Source organism: Bacillus sp. GBSW19 (assembly GCF_002998655.1).
GTDB lineage: Bacteria > Bacillota > Bacilli > Bacillales > Bacillaceae > Bacillus.
Genome location: NZ_PVRF01000001.1, coordinates 1,463,157 through 1,485,422, shown reverse-complemented (window position 1 = coordinate 1,485,422; position 22,266 = coordinate 1,463,157). Strand labels below are relative to the sequence as shown.

24 protein-coding genes are annotated in these 22,266 nt (G+C 40.4%); 22 read left to right on the top strand and 2 right to left on the bottom strand.

Annotated features, from left to right (window positions below; translation table 11 throughout):
- Positions 1-171: 171 nt before the first annotated feature.
- From C6344_RS07930 to C6344_RS07900, 7 genes are all read left to right on the top strand, one after another.
- A complete protein-coding gene (locus tag C6344_RS07930; protein ID WP_106048531.1) occupies positions 172-837 on the top strand; it encodes an O-methyltransferase in 666 nt (221 codons plus the stop codon).
- Entirely contained in the window at positions 834-1,763 is a 930-nt protein-coding gene (locus C6344_RS07925) for a peptidase U32 family protein (RefSeq protein WP_060596850.1), read from the top strand. The genes C6344_RS07930 and C6344_RS07925 overlap by 4 nt, the downstream gene beginning before the upstream one ends.
- 20 nt (positions 1,764-1,783) lie before the next feature.
- The gene (locus tag C6344_RS07920; RefSeq protein ID WP_034661487.1) at positions 1,784-3,052 is read left to right on the top strand and encodes a peptidase U32 family protein; all 1,269 of its coding nucleotides are present in this window, start codon (positions 1,784-1,786) and stop codon (positions 3,050-3,052) included.
- A gap of 7 nt (positions 3,053-3,059) precedes the next feature.
- Positions 3,060-3,692: a uridine kinase gene (gene udk, locus C6344_RS07915; RefSeq protein ID WP_024423106.1), complete on the top strand. Its 633-nt coding sequence runs from the start codon at positions 3,060-3,062 to the stop codon at positions 3,690-3,692.
- A gap of 652 nt (positions 3,693-4,344) precedes the next feature.
- A complete protein-coding gene (greA, locus tag C6344_RS07910; protein ID WP_007501433.1) occupies positions 4,345-4,818 on the top strand; it encodes a transcription elongation factor GreA in 474 nt (157 codons plus the stop codon).
- 50 nt (positions 4,819-4,868) lie between these two features.
- The gene (locus C6344_RS07905; protein WP_106072857.1) at positions 4,869-6,611 is read left to right on the top strand and encodes a peptidoglycan D,D-transpeptidase FtsI family protein; all 1,743 of its coding nucleotides are present in this window, start codon (positions 4,869-4,871) and stop codon (positions 6,609-6,611) included.
- Between the two features lie 66 nt (positions 6,612-6,677).
- Entirely contained in the window at positions 6,678-7,343 is a 666-nt protein-coding gene (locus C6344_RS07900) for a YrrS family protein (protein ID WP_106072856.1), read from the top strand.
- A 38-nt stretch (positions 7,344-7,381) separates the two neighbouring features.
- Here the strand turns inward: C6344_RS07900 and C6344_RS07895 are convergent, their stop codons facing one another.
- A complete protein-coding gene (locus C6344_RS07895) occupies positions 7,382-7,585 on the bottom strand; it encodes a YrzA family protein (RefSeq protein ID WP_034620637.1) in 204 nt (67 codons plus the stop codon).
- Between the two features lie 186 nt (positions 7,586-7,771).
- Here C6344_RS07895 and C6344_RS07890 point away from each other — a divergent pair, with 186 nt between their 5' ends.
- From C6344_RS07890 to C6344_RS18830, 7 genes are all read left to right on the top strand, one after another.
- Positions 7,772-8,413, top strand: a complete 642-nt coding sequence (locus C6344_RS07890; RefSeq protein WP_106036912.1) for a class I SAM-dependent DNA methyltransferase — start codon at positions 7,772-7,774, stop codon at positions 8,411-8,413.
- A 15-nt stretch (positions 8,414-8,428) separates the two neighbouring features.
- Positions 8,429-9,124 (top strand): 5'-methylthioadenosine/S-adenosylhomocysteine nucleosidase, encoded by a 696-nt coding sequence (gene mtnN / locus C6344_RS07885; RefSeq protein ID WP_034661478.1) that lies wholly within the window; start codon positions 8,429-8,431, stop codon positions 9,122-9,124.
- Positions 9,125-9,169: 45 nt separating this feature from the next.
- Positions 9,170-10,093 carry a PLP-dependent cysteine synthase family protein gene (locus C6344_RS07880; RefSeq protein WP_106072855.1) on the top strand — a complete coding sequence of 308 codons (924 nt, stop codon included), beginning with the start codon at positions 9,170-9,172 and terminating at the stop codon, positions 10,091-10,093.
- A gap of 1 nt (position 10,094) precedes the next feature.
- Positions 10,095-11,243: a bifunctional cystathionine gamma-lyase/homocysteine desulfhydrase gene (locus C6344_RS07875; protein WP_034661473.1), complete on the top strand. Its 1,149-nt coding sequence runs from the start codon at positions 10,095-10,097 to the stop codon at positions 11,241-11,243.
- A gap of 72 nt (positions 11,244-11,315) precedes the next feature.
- Entirely contained in the window at positions 11,316-11,546 is a 231-nt protein-coding gene (locus C6344_RS07870; RefSeq protein ID WP_041815772.1) for a YrhC family protein, read from the top strand.
- 445 nt (positions 11,547-11,991) lie between these two features.
- Positions 11,992-12,126 carry a YrzI family small protein gene (locus tag C6344_RS07865; RefSeq protein WP_008342648.1) on the top strand — a complete coding sequence of 45 codons (135 nt, stop codon included), beginning with the start codon at positions 11,992-11,994 and terminating at the stop codon, positions 12,124-12,126.
- A 166-nt stretch (positions 12,127-12,292) separates the two neighbouring features.
- The gene (locus C6344_RS18830; RefSeq protein WP_212040727.1) at positions 12,293-12,454 is read left to right on the top strand and encodes a hypothetical protein; all 162 of its coding nucleotides are present in this window, start codon (positions 12,293-12,295) and stop codon (positions 12,452-12,454) included.
- 42 nt (positions 12,455-12,496) lie between these two features.
- Here C6344_RS18830 and C6344_RS19195 read toward each other — a convergent pair whose 3' ends face one another.
- Entirely contained in the window at positions 12,497-12,622 is a 126-nt protein-coding gene (locus tag C6344_RS19195; RefSeq protein WP_080869492.1) for a YjcZ family sporulation protein, read from the bottom strand.
- Positions 12,623-12,889: 267 nt separating this feature from the next.
- Here C6344_RS19195 and C6344_RS07855 point away from each other — a divergent pair, with 267 nt between their 5' ends.
- The 8 genes from C6344_RS07855 (at position 12,890) to C6344_RS07820 (ending at position 22,210) form a co-directional block, all read left to right on the top strand.
- Positions 12,890-13,492, top strand: coding sequence for a class I SAM-dependent methyltransferase (locus C6344_RS07855; protein WP_065098495.1), 603 nt, complete (start codon positions 12,890-12,892; stop codon positions 13,490-13,492).
- Positions 13,493-13,921: 429 nt separating this feature from the next.
- A complete protein-coding gene (fdhA, locus tag C6344_RS07850) occupies positions 13,922-15,136 on the top strand; it encodes a formaldehyde dehydrogenase, glutathione-independent (RefSeq protein ID WP_106031262.1) in 1,215 nt (404 codons plus the stop codon).
- Between the two features lie 234 nt (positions 15,137-15,370).
- Positions 15,371-16,315 carry an ABC transporter ATP-binding protein gene (locus tag C6344_RS07845; protein WP_106042499.1) on the top strand — a complete coding sequence of 315 codons (945 nt, stop codon included), beginning with the start codon at positions 15,371-15,373 and terminating at the stop codon, positions 16,313-16,315.
- A gap of 19 nt (positions 16,316-16,334) precedes the next feature.
- On the top strand, positions 16,335-17,501 hold the full coding sequence (locus tag C6344_RS07840; RefSeq protein WP_106039728.1) for an ABC transporter permease: 1,167 nt from the start codon (positions 16,335-16,337) through the stop codon (positions 17,499-17,501).
- Entirely contained in the window at positions 17,494-18,615 is a 1,122-nt protein-coding gene (locus C6344_RS07835) for an ABC transporter permease (protein ID WP_106036905.1), read from the top strand. Before C6344_RS07840 ends, C6344_RS07835 begins: the two co-directional genes overlap by 8 nt.
- 142 nt (positions 18,616-18,757) lie before the next feature.
- Positions 18,758-19,507 (top strand): SDR family oxidoreductase, encoded by a 750-nt coding sequence (locus tag C6344_RS07830; protein ID WP_106072854.1) that lies wholly within the window; start codon positions 18,758-18,760, stop codon positions 19,505-19,507.
- A gap of 371 nt (positions 19,508-19,878) precedes the next feature.
- A complete protein-coding gene (locus C6344_RS07825; RefSeq protein WP_106072853.1) occupies positions 19,879-21,099 on the top strand; it encodes an MFS transporter in 1,221 nt (406 codons plus the stop codon).
- A 70-nt stretch (positions 21,100-21,169) separates the two neighbouring features.
- A complete protein-coding gene (locus C6344_RS07820) occupies positions 21,170-22,210 on the top strand; it encodes a 2,3-butanediol dehydrogenase (RefSeq protein WP_034661461.1) in 1,041 nt (346 codons plus the stop codon).
- Positions 22,211-22,266 lie beyond the last annotated feature (56 nt).

Here is a 22,266-nt window from a genome sequence, read left to right as displayed (position 1 = left end):
TGCCTGCAGTTTTTTTCGTTGAAATATCCATTTTATAGGTTCGCAATTACCACTTCTTTGTGGTAAAATATATCGGGTTGTTTTTACTTAGATGAACGAAAGATTGACGAGAAAGAGAGCTGCAATAGGCAGGACTCTTCTTTTTCAGGTCATGAAGGAGCTAGACAAATAATGACTATCGAAGATGATCAAATCAATGATTATATTGAACATTTAATTCACCCAAGTCCTGATGCAATCGCTCAATTAGAGGTATACGCAAAAGAGCACCATGTGCCAATTATGGAAAAGGTGAGCATCGAGCTTTTACTGCAGCTGCTGTCGATGAAAAAGCCGAAGAAAATTCTTGAGGTTGGGACAGCGATTGGCTACTCCGCCATTCGAATGGCGACAACTCTGCCAGATGCTGAGATTTATACGATTGAGCGAAATGCGAAACGCTATGAAGAAGCGACACGGAACATTGAGGAATTAAAGTTAAAAGAAAGAATACACGTGTTCTTTGGTGATGCCATGGAATCGGCTAAAACGGTCCAAACGATGGCGCCCTATGACGTGATCTTTATTGATGCCGCAAAAGGGCAGTACAAACGTTTTTTTGAGCTGTTTGAATCGATGCTTGCTCATGACGGAATGATCATAACAGACAACGTATTATTCAAAGGCTTAGTGGCAACGAACTATGAAGAAGAAATTGAAGATAAACGAAAAAAACAATTAATTGGAAAAATTGATCGATACAATCAATGGCTCATGTCAAACCCTGATTTCCAAACGTGTATTATTCCAGTTGGAGACGGGATCGCCATTAGTACAAAAAGAGGTGACCAATCATGAAAAAACCAGAATTGCTTGTGACGCCAAGCAAGGTGTCAGACGTACTGCCATTAATCGAGGCGGGAGCTGATGCATTCTTCATAGGCGAACAAACATACGGTATTCGTCTTGCAGGCGAGTTTTCAAGAGAAGATGTGAAACAGACGGTTGAGCTGGCACATGCGCATCACAAAAAAGTGTATGTGGCGATGAACGCGATTTTTCATAATGACCGTGTGCAGCTGCTTGGAGATTATTTAACCTTTCTCGATGCATTAAACGTAGATGGCGTCGTCTTTGGAGACCCAGCCGTGATCATGGCCGCAAAGGAAACTGGGGTGAGCCTGAATCTCCACTGGAGTACAGAAACGACTGGGACAAACTATTACACTTGTAACTACTGGGGCAGAAAAGGCGCAACGCGTGCTGTTCTTGCCAAAGAGCTGAACATGGACAGTGTAATCGACATTAAAGAAAATGCTGAGGTGGAAATCGAAATTCAAGTTCATGGCATGACATGTATGTTTCAATCGAAACGTACGCTCATTGGCAACTACTTTGAATACCAAGGCAAACAAATGGACGTTGAAGGCAGAAATATGGAGGAAGGACTATTCCTTCATGACCAGGAACGTCAAAACAAATACCCTATTTTCGAGGATGCAAACGGCACACATATTATGAGTCCTAATGATGTGTGTATGATTGACGAATTAGAAGAATTTGTTGACGCAGGCATTGACTCATTTAAAATTGACGGAATTTTAAAGTCACTTTCTTATATGACAGAGGTGACGTCACTATATAGAAAAGCAATTGATTTATTAGCGGCTGACAAAGACGCCTATGAAGATCAGAAAGAGGACTGGGTGAAGCGAATTGAAGAGATTCAACCAGTGAATCGCTCGATTGATACAGGATTCTTCTTTAAAGAAACGGTTTATTAATATAAGAGGAGGCAGAGGAAATGGCACTATTGAAAGATGGTATTTCTGAAATGATTGATGGAAAACGTGTCATTACAAAAAAACCAGAACTGCTTGCACCAGCAGGAAACTTGGAAAAGCTGAAAATTGCTGTACATTACGGAGCAGACGCGGTCTTTATTGGCGGGAAAGAATTTGGACTTCGCTCAAATGCCGATAACTTTTCCATTGAAGAAATGGCTGAAGGCGTCGCATTTGCAAACAAATACGGTGCACGAATTTATGTGACAACGAATATCTTTGCCCACAACGAAAACATGGACGGACTTGAGGAATACCTTCAAGGGATTGAAGGCGCTGGAGTAGCGGGCATTATTGTGGCTGACCCGCTGATCATTGAAACGTGTAAACGTGTCGCACCGAAGCTTGAAGTCCATTTAAGCACACAGCAATCTCTTTCGAATTGGAAAGCTGTTCAGTTTTGGAAGGAAGAAGGTCTTGAGCGTGTGGTGCTTGCTCGCGAGACAAGTGCGCTGGAAATTAGAGAAATGAAAGAAAAGGTCGATATTGAAATTGAAACGTTCATTCACGGTGCAATGTGTATTGCTTACTCTGGCCGCTGCGTGCTCAGTAACCACATGACGGCAAGAGATTCTAACCGCGGAGGCTGCTGCCAGTCCTGCCGCTGGGATTATGATCTTTATAAACTAGAAGGTTCTGAGGAAGCGCCATTGTTTGGAGAGGAAGACGCACCATTTGCGATGAGTCCAAAAGACTTAAAGCTTGTCGAATCCATTCCTCAAATGATCGAAATGGGAATTGACAGCTTGAAAATCGAAGGGCGAATGAAATCAATTCATTATGTGGCAACTGTCGTGAGTGTATATCGCAAAGTCATTGACGCCTATTGTGCTGACCCGGACAATTTTGTCATTCAGCAGGAATGGTTAGATGAACTAGATAAATGCGCAAACCGTGACACAGCGCCAGCCTTTTTCGAAGGTGTACCAGGAACGGATGAACAAATGTTTGGCATTCATGGAAAGAAAACGACATTTGATTTCGCAGGTCTCGTTCTTCATTATGATGAAAAAGAACAAATCGTCACATTGCAGCAGCGCAACTTCTTTAAAGCTGGCGATGAAGTCGAATTTTTCGGACCAGAAATTGAGAATTTCACATGCAAAATTGAGACGATTTGGGATGAAAAAGGAAATGAACTAGATGCCGCTCGTCATCCGCTGCAAATCGTAAAATTCAAGCTCGATCAAAAAGTATACCCTAGCAACATGATGAGAAAGGGGAAATAACAGGCACATGAGGAGTAAACCAGTTGTCATTGGAATTGCTGGCGGCTCGGGTTCAGGTAAAACGAGCGTCACCAATTCGATCTATGAAAAATTTAAAGGACATTCCATCCTCATGCTTCAGCAAGATTTATATTACAAAAATCAAAGTCATATGCCATTTGAAGAGCGCTTGCTTACGAATTATGATCATCCGCTTGCATTCGACAATGACCTGATGTTTGAGCATTTGGAACAGCTCCTAAGGTACGAATCCATTGAAAAACCAATATATGATTTCAAGCTAAACACACGTTCAGAAGAGACTGTCCATGTTGAACCAAAGGATGTCATCATCGTTGAAGGCATCTTTGCACTAGAAGATGAACGTCTGAGAGACTTAATGGATATTAAACTGTATGTTGATACAGATGCAGACCTTCGCATCATTCGCCGCATTTTACGCGATACAAAAGAAAGAGGCCGTTCAATCGATTCTGTGATTGAACAGTATGTATCTGTTGTCAGACCAATGCATAATCAATTCATTGAACCGACAAAGCGATACGCCGATATCATCATCCCAGAAGGCGGCCAAAACCATGTGGCGATTGACCTAATGGTGACAAAAATTCAAACGATTCTTCAAAACCGAGCAGAGTAAATGGTGGAGAAGAAAAAGACCTTTACATTGTAAAGGTCTTTTCAACATCATGATAAAGAGAATAAATACCAATATTTCACTTGTTTCTATAAGTAGAAGCTGCTTAAATATTTTTAGAAGGAACACCTTGAATGAAAGATTTGGTATGATAGGAAAACAATGATGTGAAATAGATGTAGAAAAATGCCGTTTTCAAGCTGAATATTGAAGTTGTTTCGATTTTGTAATAGTATATTAAAAAAACGACAAACAAATCATCACAAATTTTCAAACAATTCTTGATCAAAAAGCAATTTTGTAATAATATAGCATAGACATATCGTACACTGACCATATTATGTATTGGAAGATGGAGAATGGATAAGCTATTCTTCTACATATGATCGAAATGGCGAACGAGGTACAGGAGCTTCCTGTGCCTTTCCACAGTTTGTGCGATGAAGATAGATCATCTTTAGACCACTGAGAGTGGTTCTGTCTGAAAAAAGGCATAATAGTTGCATCTAAAAGGGACGCCATGTAAGATGGACTTTTACAAATATGGGACAGAAGGAATGAGGGCCTGAAGAAGTCCTCATTCTTGTATATTTCAGTCGTCACTCACGTGCAGAAAGTTTGTATGATGAGGATTAATAGAAGGAGTGAATGATTCATGGCACAAGAGAAAGTATTTCCAATGACAGAAGAAGGAAAACGTAAATTAGAAGAAGAGCTTGAATATTTGAAAACGGTTAAACGTAAAGAGGTTGTAGAGCGTATTAAAATTGCTAGAAGCTTTGGAGACCTCTCTGAGAACTCGGAATATGATTCTGCTAAAGAAGAGCAAGCGTTTGTAGAAGGGCGTATCACAACGCTTGATAATATGATTCGCAATGCCAAAATTATCGAAGATGAAGGAAACTCAAATATTGTCTCACTTGGTAAAACAGTCACATTCGTTGAATTACCAGACGGAGAAGAAGAGTCTTACACTATCGTTGGAAGTGCAGAAGCTGATCCGTTCGAAGGAAAGATTTCAAACGATTCACCAATCGCAAAAAGCCTGTTAGGCAAACAAGTAGACGACAAAGTAACCGTTCAAACACCTGGCGGAGAAATGTTCGTCCAAATTGTAAAAATTTCATAATCACGTTTATACGATAAACACCTCGTCCACAATAGGGACGAGGTGTTTTTATGCGCAAAAAACGTAGAATTCAATGGACAGGTGCTATTATTTTTATGCTGCTGCTCGGTCTTCTCATGAGACTGGCAGAAATTCAACTGTTCTTCACAGAATCTTTTTCAAAGCTTGATATCAATTTAATACAAGAAAGTGTCAAACAGCGTACAGAAGAAGTGGTCATTTCAGATGGCCGCGGTGAATTTTTAGATCGAAACGGCGAAGCGCTTCTCACAAAAGAACAGCCCGCGGTTATCTTATTTCCTTTTCTGCAATATGATCTTCCTCATTTAAAACAAACTGCCTCTATTCTTGAGATGGAAGAAGATGAACTCAAAAAACAGCTGACAGAAACCAAAAAACCTCTGATTCTCAAAGATGACATCACGAAAAAAAAGCTGAAAGACATCAATGATATGAAATATTCAGGTGTTTACGGCGTATATATGAAAGAGAAGGACCAAAAAAGATTTGCCCTCCACACATTAGGCTTCACGAGTGAAAATCCAGAATTGCTCAGAAAGCGTTATCCTGACAAAAAAGAGCTTTCCATCCGTACAGAAATCGGTACTTTTGGGCTAGAAAGTACCTTTGACGAATTTCTATTACCCGAGCAAGACACAAAATTGTTATATCATGTGGACGGAAGGGGAAACCCTTTGTTTGGAATGGACGTCAAATATACAGCAGAGGCTCATTCATTTTATCCTCTTCAGGTTCAAACAACAATTGATGAAAACATGCAAGCTGAAATGGAGAAAGTTCTGAAAGAACAAGGCGTCGAAAAAGGCGGGGCCGTTCTGCTCGACATTGAAAGCAGCAGCGTGCTGGCGATGGCGAGTACGCCAAATGTCACAAGCAAAAACCGGCATGAGGCAAGAAATTATATGCTGACTGCCATGGCACCAGGCTCTGTCTTTAAAACCGCTGTACTTGCCGCAGCAATCGAAAAAAACCTCGACCAGCCACAAACGATGTATGACTGTCGAAAGAATTTATATGGAGAGCCAGAAGGAACGCAGGAAGTGCTGAATCTGTCTGAGAGCTTTTCGCAGAGCTGTAATTATACCTTTGCGACACTTGCTGGCAAGCTTATCCAAACAGATGATCAAATCATCGAAAAGACGGCTGCAAAGCTTGGACTCATTGATCGAGCTGGCTGGGAAGGGGATGTCTATCATAAGCAGCATTTCAAACAGTTTGATCGTGAAGAAACCGGCAGTGTGTGGGGAGATAAAAGAGACAAGCATGTCAAAAAAGCCATTGCCCAAACCGCAATAGGACAAAAAAATGTCAAAACGACTCCTTTGCAAATCGCCAATATGATGGCATCGATTGCGAGAGGCGGAGAACGAAAAGAAGTGAAAATCGCTGAAAAAGTGCTGTATCAAAACGGAACAACGATGCTAACCTTTCAAAACAAACGACCGGAAGGAGACAGTATTGACCGCTATACAGCTCAAAAGCTGCAAAAGTACTTAAGGCAGGTGGTGACGTCTGACAAAGGAACAGGAAGAAGGTTTCAAGATCTTCCATTTGATGTAGCGGGGAAATCAGGCACTGCCCAAACCGGCAGTAAAGATAAAAAGGGGAATCCGCTTTATCATAAGTGGTTTGCTGGGTACTTTCCGGTGGGAAAACCAAAATATGCTCTTGTCGTTGTTCACCTTGATGAGGCAAGTGGCCGGGCTAAGACAAATGATGCGTTTTATGATATTGTAAAAAAGGTCAATGAAATTGAAAAGAAACAGACATAGAACATCCCTTCATGTCATGTTAGAATAGTAACGACTTAGGGAACGAGGCAAAGGAGTGCAGAGATTTTGAGTAGAAATTCTCGATTTGAACATCGTGATAAGCGCAGAAAGGCGAATATGGTGCTTAACATATTAATTGGTATCGTTGTGGTGCTTATTTTGGTTGTCGCATCGAGTTTGTTAATTTTTAATAAACCGAAAGACACAGATGTAGCGGATGCACCATCTAAAACGGCGCCTGCAACAAGTGAAAATAAACAAAAATCAGAAGAAGATGTGAAAGATCAAAAGAAAGACACATCCGATGATGCAGATGCAAAAAAAGAGGACTCATCTGATCAAGACCACGATACGAAGAAGACAGATGATGAAGAAGAGCCTAATAAAGATGCGTTAAAAGACGCCAAAGAAACAGACGGCGGCAAAACGAGTGACGTAGACAAAACATATGAAAGCGATGACTGGGAGCCTGTAGGAACAGAGCAATCCGGTTCACATACAGCAACCTATGATTCTAACTCAAAAGACTGGAAAGAAATGATCAAAGCCATGTCCTATGCGACGGGGATTTCAGAAGATCAAATGACGGTTCTTTGGTTAGGAAATAACGGAGGTCCTCAAGATGCAAAGGGAACCATCCGTGACAAATCATCAGGTGAACGCTACCGCGTGGAAATCACATGGGTAGATGAAAAAGGCTGGAAACCTGTAAAGGTTGAAAAATTAAAATAAACATGAAAAAAAGATAGCAGATATGCTATCTTTTTTATTTAGATATTCGCCTTAAAATGAACAACCGCTGTATACAAAATCCGGTCATCAATCACAGTCGTTTGATGACTGACAGAATGAACAGTCAGCAAGATTGCCTGATTATGTTCAATTTGTTTTTGGATCTTTTGTTCAAGTTCTTTTAAAGACGATGCTTCAAAGAATTCAATTTTATCCTTTAGAAAATCCAACTGAAAATCCATTTGATTCACCCCTCCATGCTCTTCATTCATCTTAATCTCTCTCCTCTAAAAGGGCAAATATTTTTCTACCCCTCCCAGTATTTTTTAGTAGGAAAGAAACAGAAGATGTGGTAGGATAGGAACTGTTCGACGCATTAAAACATACTATACGCATAGGAATAAACAGATAAAGTGGAGGGAAAGAAAATGGGACGTGAGTTTCTTTCTTTATTTGATCATTGGGCTGACTCTTATGACGACACGGTAAGTGGTCATGATGAGCAGTATGAAGAAGTGTTTCGCCGGTATCCGGCCATTTTAAAAGAAATTACTCGCCGTGCAGGTCAATATGTTCTTGAGTTTGGAAGCGGCACGGGGAATCTAACAGTGGCACTGCTCGCAGCTGATAAGAACGTGTTTGGCGTTGAACCATCAGACGCCATGAAGAAAGCGGCTCTTCAAAAGGGAGTACCCGATGTGTTTCATGATGGGGATTTTTTATCATTTCCAGCGCCGCCATTTGAGCCGGATACGATTGTCAGTTCATATGCTTTCCACCATTTAACGGACGAAGAAAAAAAACAAGCCATTCACACCTATAGCAACATCCTTCACTCAGATGGTAAAATAGTCTTTGCTGATACAATGTTTCAAAATCAAGCAGCACATCAAGCGGAAATCGACAAAGCGAAAGCCGCAGGATTCGATCAGCTTGCTGAGGATTTAGAAACGGAATATTATCCATCCATTGATGTGCTAAAGCAAATCTTTGAAGAAGAAGGTTTTAGCACGTCCTTTCATCAAATGAATGATTTTGTTTGGATCGTAGAAGCGAAGAAAAGGGAATGAAAGGATGTTTTTGATTTGAAAATCGCAGTCATAGGTGCAATGGAAGAAGAAGTGACAATATTAAGAGACCAACTAAAGAATGCTACACAAGAAAACATCGCTGGGTGTGAATTCACAACAGGTGTTTATGAAGATAAAGAAGTGATTTTATTAAAATCAGGGATTGGAAAAGTAAATGCAGCGGTCAGCACAACACTTCTGCTTGACCGCTTTCAGCCGGATTATGTGATCAATACAGGATCTGCTGGCGGTTTCCATCACACATTAAATGTAGGGGATATTGTCATTTCTACTGATGTTCGACATCATGATGTGGATGTGACAATCTTTGATTACGAATACGGACAAGTACCAGGGTTGCCAGCTGCTTTCGCTGCAGACGAAAAGCTTGTGAAGCTGGCAGAGGAATCGGCTTTAGAGATCGATCATATTCAAGTGGCAAAAGGAACAATTGCAACAGGAGATTCGTTTATGAATGATCCGGATCGTGTAGCGTTTGTGAGAGAGAAGTTTCCAGAACTATATGCGGTGGAAATGGAAGCCGCAGCTGTTGCACAAGTTTGCCAGCTCTTTGGAACGCCATTTGTTGTCGTTCGAGCGCTATCTGATATTGCAGGGAAAGAATCCAATGTCTCCTTTGATCAATTTCTTGAGCAAGCAGCGATTCACTCAACCGACCTTGTCTTGCGTATGATAAAGCAAACTCAATAAAAGAAGGGGTTCCCCCTTCTTTTCCATACAAAGGAAGGGAATCATATGGCTGTCATAAAGGATATTACAGAATTAATTGGCCGCACACCGCTTTTAAAGCTGTCAGGGATTGGCATCCCAGATGGTGTAGAGGTGTATGCAAAGCTTGAAATGATGAATCCGGGTGGAAGTATTAAAGATCGTTTAGGTGAAATGCTCATAAGAGAAGCATTGGCATCTGGCAAATTGCGTCCAGGCGGAACCATCATTGAAGCAACTGCTGGAAACACAGGAATTGGGCTTGCCCTCAGTGCAAGAAAGCATCAATTGCGGACCATTTTTTGCGTACCAGAACATTTTAGTCAAGAAAAACAACAGCTAATGAAGGCGCTCGGTGCAGAGATTATTCATACACCAAGAAAAGAGGGCATGAAAGGTGCGATTGATCGAGCCCTTGAACTAGAGGCAAGCCTTGACAATGCCTATTGCGTTTTACAATTTAAAAACCAAGTAAATCCATTGACTTACTATAAAACGCTTGGCCCAGAGTTATGGTCCGACCTACAAGGAAACATTGATGTATTCGTAGCAGGAGCGGGATCTGGAGGAACTTTTCAAGGGTGTGCTGCCTATTTAAAAGAGCAGCATCCGGCGTTAAAAACAATTGTTGTCGAACCTGAAGGATCGATTTTAAATGGAGGAGATCCGGGCCCGCATAGAACGGAAGGAATCGGCCTTGAATTTATCCCAGATTATATGGAATCTGCTTTATTCGATGAGATTTATACGGTCAGTGATGATGATGCTTTCCAAATGGTGAAAGAAGCTGCTGAAAAAGAAGGCGTTCTCATTGGAAGCTCTTCAGGTGCCGCATTATATGCCGCTTTAGAGGAAGCAAAGAAGGCAGCACCTGGGACAGTCATTGTCACCATTTTTCCTGACAGCAGTGAACGCTATTTAAGTAAAGGAATTTATGAGGGAGGAAAATAGAATGAAACCAAAAACAATGATGATACACAGCGGAACAACTGGTGATGAAAAAACGGGAGCTGTGTCTGTGCCTATATATCAAGTGAGCACATATAAGCAGCCGAAAGCAGGCGAACATACAGGATATGAATATTCTAGAACAGCGAATCCAACAAGAACGGCACTTGAAACCGTCATTCGTGATCTTGAAGGGGGAGCAAACGGCTACGCATTCGGTTCAGGGATGGCTGCCATTACGGCAGTCATGATGCTGTTTAACAGCGGAGATCATATTGTCCTGACAGATGACGTGTACGGCGGAACTTACCGCGTCATTACAAAGGTACTAAACCGTATTGGCATTCATGCGACCTTTGTGGACACAAGTGATCCTGAAGCGGTGAAAAAAGCAATTTTACCCGAAACAAAAGCGGTTTACATTGAATCACCAACCAATCCTTTACTGAAAATGACTGATCTCAAAGCGATCGGCCAATTGACAAAAGAAGCCAACATCTTAATGATTGTTGATAATACATTTTTTACACCTTATTTCCAAAAACCGATTGAATATGGGGCGGACATTGTCCTCCATAGTGCCACTAAATATTTAGGCGGCCACAGTGATGTCGTAGGCGGGCTTGTTGTAACAGCGACGAAAGAGCTTGGAGAAGAACTTCATTTTGTTCAAAATTCTACAGGTGGAATTCTTGGACCGCAGGATTCATGGCTTCTCATGAGAGGGATCAAAACGCTTGGACTAAGAATGGAAGCACATCAACAAAATGCGCAGAAAATCGCTGAGTTTCTAGAACAACATCCAGCGGTCACACGTGTTTATTACCCAGGTCTTGGTGCTCACCCTGGACATGAACTTGCGAAAACGCAAGCATCAGGCTTCGGCGGAATGATCTCTTTTGATATTGGAAAAGAAGAACATGTCGATGTGTTTTTAAGCCAGCTTAAGCTGTTTACAATCGCAGAAAGTCTTGGAGCGGTTGAAAGCTTAATCTCTGTTCCTGCTCGAATGACTCATGCGTCCATTCCGAAAGACCGCCGGGAGGAGCTTGGCATCACTGATGGTTTAATTCGTATATCCGTTGGGATTGAAGATGTGGATGATTTACTGAATGATATGAAGCAAGGACTAAACGCACTAGTGAATGGATAGATTTACATGCCACTACCTTTCTTTTACTATGTTAAGCTATCAATAGACATGTTAAACAGGAAGGTGATTCAAGTGAAGAAAAAGTGGAGTGGTTTAGTGACAGATTACAAGCAGTACGCTTTTATTTTGCTTGCTGTCAGCACCTTTTTATATATTGGTACGATCATACCGAACCAGCACATCGAAGCATCTCCAAAAATGCTGATGATGGGAATTGATTGTGTTTTCTTATTAGCAGCTTTTCTTTGTGTCAGACGCGCGATCTTTTTTCAAAAGAAACTGCAAGAACTAGATGAAGATTAATTCGAAAAGTCTCCTCATATACGTGAGGGGGCTTTTTTGATTGTATTGGACAAACGGACAAGAATAACTGTAGAAATTTAGTCAAAAACACAAAAATCATCTATATTACTAAAAACAGGTTTACAAAATGGTGCTTGCTGGATATACTTACAAAGTAATTAAAAACGTAAAGGAGGCTGAAGAATATGTTATTCGTATCTACTTGTGATCAATTCAACCAACAATTTCATCATGTCATCAGCCTGTGGAAGAGCTCGTGTCCTTCCTTTACCTTATACGGTGCACGCTTCAAAACTGTTTAAGTAAACGAGGATTTCACGCATCATCCATTGCAGGTTGGAAGACATTGTCTTTTGATCTGCATTTTTGTGTGCCCGCAGGTCAACTGATAAAGAAGATCTGCGGGCTATTTCGCATGCTGCGAACTGAAGGGAGGTGAGCGTATATGACAATCCATTTATTCTTTATTACATTGACGATTCAGCGTAAATACAAAGACATTGAGACCGTTCTTTATGAACAACAAGTCGAAACATTTTATGAAGAAATGAAGCAGAAACAACTAAAGTATATGAACTAAAACAGGAAAAGAAAAATTGGAAAAGGAGGAGATTGACATGTTTATGATGCTTGCAATGCTTGATTGTTATACTAGGGAGAAGGACCAGGTTTAGACACGCTCCACATTGATCACCTGCACATATGATATCCGTAAAAGGAGATTGTGAGGTGATCAATGAATGTCGATGTCACCATATATGAGGTTTCCGTCAGTGGGGCACGGGTATACGTCCATTCCGCATTCCTTAAAGCACGGGTACGGCAATCCATACCGGATGCAAAGAGAGCAACAAGAAATGCTTAGACGCTATATGTACAATTACAATTATCCAACTTATTGGTATTAAAGAAAAGGAGCAGGAAACAATACGTTTCCTGCTCCTTTTACATTAGTAAATCCAGCTTGCACCGATGATGATCAACAAAATGAACAGTACAACAAGCAATGCGAATCCGCCTGCAAAACCGCCACCGTAACCACCGCAGTCTCCAGAATAACCGCCACCAAAGCCCATAATCTAGCACCACCTTTATCTAATCAAGATACATTCATAAAATATGCAGCTCATGCAGAAAACGAAATCAATCTGAGCACAATTAATGAAAACGCCTATTCAGATCAAAATTTTTTAAAGTTCTGCGAAACATTTTCTGAAAAGGTGCCGTCTAATCAATGACAACTAATTAGGACTAGGTCTTAAACTTTGTTAGGCGAGAGCCGATATGAAAAGTAAGAAAATTCGTAAATAGTTTTATTTACTGGTGCAAAGCAGGTGTTAACATTGATTCAAAGCTGGATTGGAAAACAAATGAGGGAACCAAAAGGCTTGTTCTCAAAATGGGTTGCCCGCTATATGGAAAAAAATCATCATAATATCAATGAATGGACGATTCAACTCTTAAATATACAAGAAAACGACCGGATTTTAGAAATCGGGACTGGAAGAGGCATGACATTATCGAAGGTAGCAGAAAAACTTGATCGCGGTAAAGTATATGGAGTGGATGCCTCTCGTCATATGATCAAATATGCAAAAAGAAAACATAAGAAGCTTGTGGAACAGGATAAAGCCGTCGTGACTCTTGGTAAAGCTGAGCATTTACCTTTTGAAGACAGATCATTCAATAAATTATTTACGGTACAGACCATCTATTACTTGAAGGATATTGAGCAGGTCATGAAGGAAGTGTACCGCGTTCTTCAAGTGGATGGAGAAGTATTCTTATCTTTCCAACAGCAGGAACTGATGAAGGAACAAAAACGGTCACAATCTTTTTCATCGTATAGTGAACAAGAGATCAGCCGCCTATTTTCAGCGTATCACTTTAGAGAAGTTTCGGTTTATCACTATGATACATACATCTGTATCAAAGCGTTAAAATGATGAAAATATTTCCCAGGTAATGAACAAGCGTTTAAAAAGAGGCTCTTCGTCAGAGGAGCCTCTTTGCTTACAATTGTATCCGTGATTGATGGGACGCAAAGTTAAAAAAGACTCTTCATCAGAAGAGTCTTTTCAATGTTATGTAGGCGCCAGCCAGGTGTGTAAGGAATGATAGTATATATAAGGAATTTGTTTGTCGATTAAGGATACCTGTCTGGCTTATTTCTTATATCGGCACCGTTCTTCAAAAGTTTAGCTTTTTTTTCAATATTTTCTTTTTTATTTGACTGGAAGATACATTTTTCTCTCCGTGATAGACATTCTTCGCTTTTTTTTTCATCCATTGTGCCATTTGAAGCAGGGAATTGCTTCATAAATAGAGAAAATTGTAGAGACTTCATTTTTAAACAAAAAGGGAGGAATGAAAACATGTCGGGAAACAAAGGTGTCGTTTATAAAGGAGCAGGAAATGTAGCAGTTGAGGATATTGGATACCCTGATTTGATTTTAAGAGATGGCCCGGGTGTACCGAAAGCCAATGTGGGGCGCAAATGTGAGCATGGCGTCATTTTAAAAGTAGTGACGACGAATATTTGCGGAAGTGACCAGCACATGGTGAGAGGGCGTACCACTGCGCCTGCAGGACTAGTCCTTGGTCATGAAATTACAGGTGAAGTCGTTGAGGTTGGACGAGATGTGGAGTTTATTCAAAAAGGAGACCTTGTGTCCGTTCCATTTAATATTGCTTGTGGACGCTGCGTCATGTGCAAGGAACAAAAAACTCATGTGTGCTTAAATGTAAACCCGGACCGTCCAGGCTCTGCCTATGGATACGTCGATATGGGCGGATGGGTTGGCGGCCAATCCGAGTACGTCATGGTCCCATATGCAGATTTTCAGCTGCTCAAATTTCCAGACAAAGATCAAGCGATGGAGAAAATACTTGATCTGACGATGCTTTCCGATATTTTCCCGACAGGTTTTCACGGTGCTTATACGGCTGGAGTAAAGCCTGGTTCGACTGTATATATTGCTGGTGCCGGGCCAGTAGGTCTTGCCGCAGCACATTCCGCTCAGCTCCTTGGCGCCTCTGCGGTAATTGTCGGTGATTTGAATGAACAAAGGCTGGAGCAGGCCAGAAGCTTTGGCTGTGAGACGATCAATTTACGAAAACATGATCGAATCGGCGAACAAATCACGAATATCTTAGGAGAGCCAGAAGTTGACTGTGCCGTCGATTGTGTCGGCTTTGAAGCTTCAGGTCATGGAGATCAAGGAGAAGCACCTGCAACCGTTCTAAATACAATTATGGATATTACCAAAGTTGGCGGTAAGCTCGGAATCCCAGGGCTTTACGTCACAGAAGACCCAGGTGCCGTGGATGCTGATGCAAAAGTTGGTTCTCTGAAAGTGCGAATTGGACTTGGCTGGGCAAAAGCCCATACCTTTGTGACAGGTCAAACCCCTGTCATGCAATATCACCGCAGTCTAATGAAATCCATTTTAAGCGGAAGAGCACAAATCGCCAAAGCGGTAAATGCGACCGTCATTAACCTTGATCAAGCTCCTCAAGGATACAGCGACTTTGATTCGGGTGTGGCGAAGAAATTTGTGATTGACCCGCATGGGATGATTTCTAAATAATGATTCAATGAAATTAATCGAAAAAACTTACAGGAGGATTCCTGTAAGTTTTTTTATGTTCTATTTTAAAATGACCTGTACTATTCTCCTGTAATGCATCTCATGTTAAAATATATAAATTGGAAAAATTATTCTATAGTTGAAGACCATACCAGATAATTTATTTGATATTAAATGACTAGGAAGAGGTAAAATACAGGCTTCAATAAGAAGAAAATAGGGGAGAGGTATTGATTGCTAAACGTACACGACATCAAGAAAAATTATGAAGATAAACAGGTATTAAAAGGGATAAACTTTCACTTAGAAAAAGGAGAATCATTTGGATTATTAGGTCCGAATGGTGCAGGGAAATCAACATTGATTGGCATCTTGTCAGGGCTGATCCATGCCACAAGCGGCACCATAATGATTGAAGGTATAGATTTAAAAAAAGAAACAAAAAAAGCGCAGCAAATGATAGGAATTGTTCCGCAAGAGATCGCTTTATATTTACATTTGACAGCAAAAGAAAATTTAATATTTTGGGGGAGAATGTACGGACTCAAAGGAAAAGAGTTAAAAAGCAGAGTACAAGAAACACTTGAGCTAATTGGTCTTGAAGATAGAGCGAATGATCAAGTGAAAGTATTCTCTGGAGGAATGAAAAGAAGGGTGAATATCGGTTGCGCGATATTGCATCAACCGAAACTATTAATCATGGATGAGCCTACTGTAGGCATAGATCCCCAATCTAGAAATCATATATTAGAAACAGTTAAGACATTAAATGGAGAAGGAATGACCATTATATATACTAGTCATTACATGGAAGAAGTCGAATTTTTATGTGAAAGAATGGCCATTATGGATCATGGGTCTATCATCGCTTTAGGGGATCAGCATGAATTAAGTGAGCTTGTCGGAAATCAAAGAGAAATTGTTTTGACCATAAAATGTGAACATGGACAAAATGATATAGACCGGGTGCGTCAATTCATACATGAAGTCGACCCTTTAAAGGAAATCGTGGTTCAAGGAAATCAAATGAAAATATTTGATCAACACCCTCAGCAGTTATTAAGTCATCTCATTCAAGGTGTGACCGCATTAAATATTCAAATTATCTCAGCAGAAATTGTAGAACCAAATTTAGAAAATGTCTTTTTGTATTTAACTAGTAAAAATTTGAGAGATTAGACTGTTTAGAGGTGAGCATATGAGCATTTGGGTTGTACTGAAAGATCTATTATTGTTTTTTAGGGATAAAAAAAGCTTTTTTACACTTTTTTTTATGCCTATCATATTAATTGCTATATTAGGTGCAGCATTTGGAGATAACATGAAGAAAGATAGTGAAATCAGGATCAATTCATTTCGAGTAGGAATAACAGATCAAGATAAGTCCGCTACAAGTAAAATGTTTCTTTCAACATTGTCTAAGAGTGAACTCAGTGACATATTTGATGTGAAGGTCACCTCGAAAAATCAGCTAGAGAGAGATTTAAATAGTAGAGACATTACAATGGGTATAATCATCATGCCGGATTTTGAAAAAAGCTTATTGAATCATGACCATGTGCAATTGAATATCTTGAAAGGACCTAATTCAAACTTACAAGAAATGGTTCTAGAAAATGTGGTTTTGCAATTCTTTCAAAATTATCATATGAATCGTATTCTGGTACCGTTGAATCAAGGTAAAGAAGTGGAGATCGTGTCTGATCAACTGAAAAAAGAACTGGTGAACGAGAGGAATATTCATATCAACAGCCAGCCGATTACATCCTTCCAATACTACGCAGGCGGGATGGGTGTACTTTTTTTATTAATGACTGTTGTTTTCTTAGTTGGCAGTATGATAGAGGAAAAAGAGGAAGATGTTTATAAAAGGTTACTTGTATCAAAATTAAGCAATACTAGTTACATCGTTGGGAAGTTATTGGGTATTCTTTTGATGAGTATGATTCAACTTGCGATCATTATTTTATTTACTAGTTTTGTCTTTAAGGTGAACTGGGGAGAGCCTTTTACTGTTTTCATGATAGGATGCAGTTTTATAGTTAATGCTGCGGGCTTCGGGGTGCTGATTGGTTCTTTTATCAAAAGAGAAAAAACGTTTAACAGTGTTGGGATTTTAGGAACTCAAGTGTTAGCTGCTTTAGGTGGAAGTATGGTTCCCTTATACTTATTTCCACAATGGTTGATCAACATCAGCTATATCTTGCCTAATTCCCTTGCGCTCCAAATGTTTTTGAAAAGTATGTCAGGTGCTGATTTTAGTGAAATTCAAAGCGGCTTTATATTAAGCTGCGGGATGGGACTAGCTTTCTTCATCATTGCTTTAATCAGAATGTCTTTTGAAAGGAAGCATCGTTATGCATAAAATATCAGCCATTATTACTTTAAAGCTAAAAGAAACATTAAAGTCCCCTTTGACCCTTATTTTTTTATTTGTTATGCCAATCGTATTTAGTTTTATTTTTGGAAGTACGGCATCTGATAAAAAGAAACCTACAGTTGCTTTTATTCAAGAGCCTAGTCAAGATAATCTGAATCAAGAAATTTTTCGGATTCTCGAAAAGAACACCAAATTTCTTTGGGTAAAGGCGACTAAAAGTGAAGCAAAAGAATTATTATCCGATGAAAAGGCAGTTGCGTCTATTACAGTCACGAATCAATTAAAATCCCATTTAAAAGAAAATAAAGAAATTTTTGATGTGACGGTTTATAAGAAAACAGAGGAATATGCGGTCTTAGCTCCCTATTTAAAAGAGACGGCGGCCATCATTTATCAGATCAATCAAGGTGTGAAAGAGCAGAATAGCGTTTCTCTTATCAATGCACTGAAAGAATTAAACGAATCTGGCACCATTTCATTGGATGAAGACAATCTAGATAGTCAAGCAAGTCAACAACCAAATTTAATACCACTTGGTTTTACGATCATGTTTATGATGTTTGCGATCTCAAGCTCGGTGTCGTCTATTCATTTGGAATATAAAGATTATACATGGCAAAGATTGCTTTCGAGTCCTATCCATAAAATATATGTGCTGCTTGGCTATTTAATGGCTTATTTCCTCCTTGGATGGATACAACTGGGTGTTCTTTTGACCGTCTTATCTGTGTTCTTTCATGTGTACTTAGGCAACCTGATTCTTATTCTAGTGTTTGGATCATTTGTTATAGGGCTTGTTGTGAGTTTAGGTTTTATGATTGCAATCTTATCTCATACAAAAAAGCAAGCTGAAGTATTTAGTGCAATTATCATTGTAGGATCATGCATGCTGGGTGGTATTTATTGGCCATTAGATATCGTTCCAGACATTATGAAGAAGATCTCTTTGGCTATACCGCAAACATGGATGATGTCTGGTTTTGGCGAGATCATGAGCGGTACTGTCAATCACTCAATCTTATTATTAGACATAACAGTTTTAGCTGCTTTTACGATTGTTTTTATGGTGATTGGTTTGAAAAATATCCGATCCTATTAATTACTTTTCTTCATTTCATTCTATTAGTTTAAAAAACCCCTCTATTGCTCTCAATTGCGATAGAGGGGTTTTTTATTCATGCGTACTTCTCAAAATGGTATGATAGACGACAACATCTGATGTAGAAAGGGTTGAATAAACGATGAACTTTCACAATAAAACCGTCGTCATCACAGGCGCAGCCAATGGAATTGGTGAATCGATCGCCTGGGGCTATGCAAAAGGAGGAGCGCGTGTGGTGCTTGCAGATATAGATGAAGAGAAGGGCAAGCGTTTGGAGGAAGAGCTGAAAAAAGAATCGTTAGAAGCTTATTTTAAAAAAACGGACGTGACACAAGAGAAGGATATTCAACACTTAATGTCGTTTGCAGCGGAGCGCTGCAAAACGATTGATATCCTCATCAATAATGCTGGTGTCATGTGCACAGTATCGCCTTATGAATTAACGGTCGATGAGTGGGATCGTGTGTTACATACGAACCTAAGAGGGACTTTTCTATGTGCAAGAGAAGCAGCACGTTATATAAAAGAGAATCCAAAAGGCGGTTCTATTGTGAACATTTCATCCACCCGCGCGACCATGTCAGAGCCTCATACGGAAGCATATGCTGCATCAAAAGGCGGAATATCAGCACTGACTCATGCCTTGGCTGCTTCTTTTAGCCCGGATCACATCACGGTGAATAGCATTTCCCCTGGATGGATTGAAACGAAGGATGAGGAGAATCTTCGAGAGGTCGACCACAAGCAGCATCTTTCCAATCGAGTCGGGACCCCAAAGGATATTGTGAAGGCTTGCTTTTATTTAACAGATGAAGACAATCAATTTGTGACGGGTACAGATTTAGTCGTTGATGGCGGCATGACCAGAAAGATGATCTATGCTGATTAACTTGAAAAAAACATTGACGCTTTGATCGAGGCGCAGTACAATATGTAACAATTCAGCTGAAGATCGTGATGAAATAAAAACACAGCGCAAATAGAGAAGAGTACATCATAGCTGTCCCGCACAGAGAACTCCGTTAAGCTGAGAAGGAGCTGGGAAGCATGATGGAACCAAGCCTCTTAGCTCTGCACCGGATTCCTTCGGATGGTGGTGCAGCGACATTCTCCCGTTACAGAGATGGGTTCATGATGACCTGCTAAGGTTCATCTGGCAACAGATGAATAAACTGAGGTGGCAACGCGGAGTAAATCCCGTCCTCAAGACAGAAATGTCTTGGGGGCGGGATTTTTTTATGACAAATAGGGGGAACAGCTATGAAAAAACATTGGCGGGATATGAGTTTGCTGCTTGGAGCCATCGGAATTGCGAACATAGGAGAATGGATTTATATGATTGCTCTCCATCTGCTCATTTTTCAAGAAACGGGCTCTGTGCTGGCTGTAACAGCCGTCTATATGCTGAGACCGGCTGCAGCTCTTTTGACAAACAGCTGGTCTGGCAGTTTGGTTGACAGGCTGAATCAGCGGAATGTGATGATCAGCTTAGATATCACCCGGGCTATCCTGATCGCATGTGTACCCTTTGCGTTATTTTCAGGACATCTGCTGATCCTGTATGTGATGGTGTTTCTTATTCAAATGACACAAGCGATGTTTCATCCAGCTTCGATGGTATATATGACAGGATTGATCCCGGCGGATAATCGAAAACGGTTTAATGCCATTCGCTCATTATTACAATCGGGTGGATTTTTACTTGGACCCGCAGCAGCAGGTCTGCTTTTTTTAATCGGTACACCTGTTTTTTCAATTTATATAAATGCGATCTGCTTGTTGATATCTGCTCTGTTAACGATGTGTTTACCGAATTTGCTAAAACAAGATGCTGGCCAAAACGGCTTTTCCCTTTCAATGTTAAAAGAGGATGCGAAGCTTGTTCTTCGGTTTAGTTTGACATCACGCCAGATTATGGCGGTGTATTTGTTGTTTAGTGCCGCCATCACGGTACTTCCTACTGCCATTGACTCTCTTGAAACAGCCTTTGCAAAAGAAGTGCTGCTGCTGACTGATACAGAATATGGTCTTCTTGTCAGTATAGCTGGGGCAGGCATCATCACAGGCGCAGGTCTCAATTCGGTGATTGTGGAGAGGCTGCCTGTTTCGATCATGCTTGGGATTGGCAGTTTGTTTGTTGCATGTGGCTATCTCATTTATGCTTTTTCCAGCACATTGTTTGTAGCCGCTGTTGGTTTTTTTATACTAGCATTCTTCTTATCATTTGCGAACACAGGTTTTATGACTTTCTATCAAACGAATATCCCGGTAGAGGTCATGGGGAGGGTAGCCAGTTTTTATGCTTTGGTTGAAGCCATTCTGACGATGATGATGACAGGGGTCTCTGGTGGACTTGCACATGTTTTATCAATCCGAACCTCCGTTGTCATCGGGTGTGTATGTATGCTTCTTGTCTGTTTATTGCTATGTTTTGTCATCTTTCGTCCATTGAATGTCAAAAAAATAGTGCATCCTACTTAGAAAATTAAAAAAATTATGTTATGATTATTTAAGTAAGTTAATCAAATTGATGAGAAAAGGAGTCTTACACATGAAAGCACTACGCTGGCACGATCAAAAGGACATTCGACTAGAGGAAATTGACGAACCAACAGTTGCTCCAGGAAAAGTGAAACTAAAAGTAAAATGGTGCGGCATTTGTGGTAGTGATTTACATGAATATTTAGGAGGACCGATTTTCATTCCAGTGAATGAACCTCATCCACTTACAAAAGAAAAAGCACCCGTTACGCTGGGACACGAGTTCTCTGGTGAGGTTGTTGAAGTAGGAGAAGGCGTGAGCAATTACAAAGTAGGCGACCGAGTGGTTGTTGAGCCTATTTTTGCGACTCACGGACACCAAGGTGCTTACAACTTAGATGAAAACATGGGCTTTTTAGGACTTGCCGGAGGCGGCGGTGGATTCTCTGAATATGTATCTGTCGATGAAGAATTACTTCATTTATTACCAGACGAAATCTCATATGAGCAAGGTGCGCTTGTAGAGCCTTCTGCAGTTGCTTTATATGCGGTTCGTTCTAGTAAAGTACAAGCTGGGGATACAGCGGCTGTGTTTGGCTGCGGACCAATTGGCTTACTTGTCATTGAAGCATTAAAAGCAGCTGGTGCTACTGATATTTACGCAGTAGAATTATCTAAAGAACGCCAAGAAAAAGCTAAAGAGCTTGGAGCGATCATTGTTGATCCTTCTCAATATGAAGATGTTGTTCAAGAAATCGCAAGCCGTACAAACGGTGGCGTCGATGTTTCTTTTGAAGTGACAGGTGTACCTGTTGTATTGAAGCAAGCAATCCAATCAACAAGAATTTCAGGTGAAACAGTCATTGTGAGCATTTGGGAAAAAGGCGCAGAAATTCTGCCAAATGACATTGTCATTAAAGAACGTACAGTCAAAGGAATTATCGGCTACAGAGACGTATTCCCATCTGTATTAAACTTAATGAGAAAAGGCTATTTCTCTGCAGATACGCTCGTCACGAAAAAAATCAAGCTGGACGATGTGATCGAGGATGGTTTCCATGCATTAATCAATGAAAAAGATCAAGTGAAAATTTTAGTTAGTGCTGAGTAGGATGACAAAGGGAATGGCAGAGGCCATTCTCTTTTTTTGTGCACATATTCTGCTCA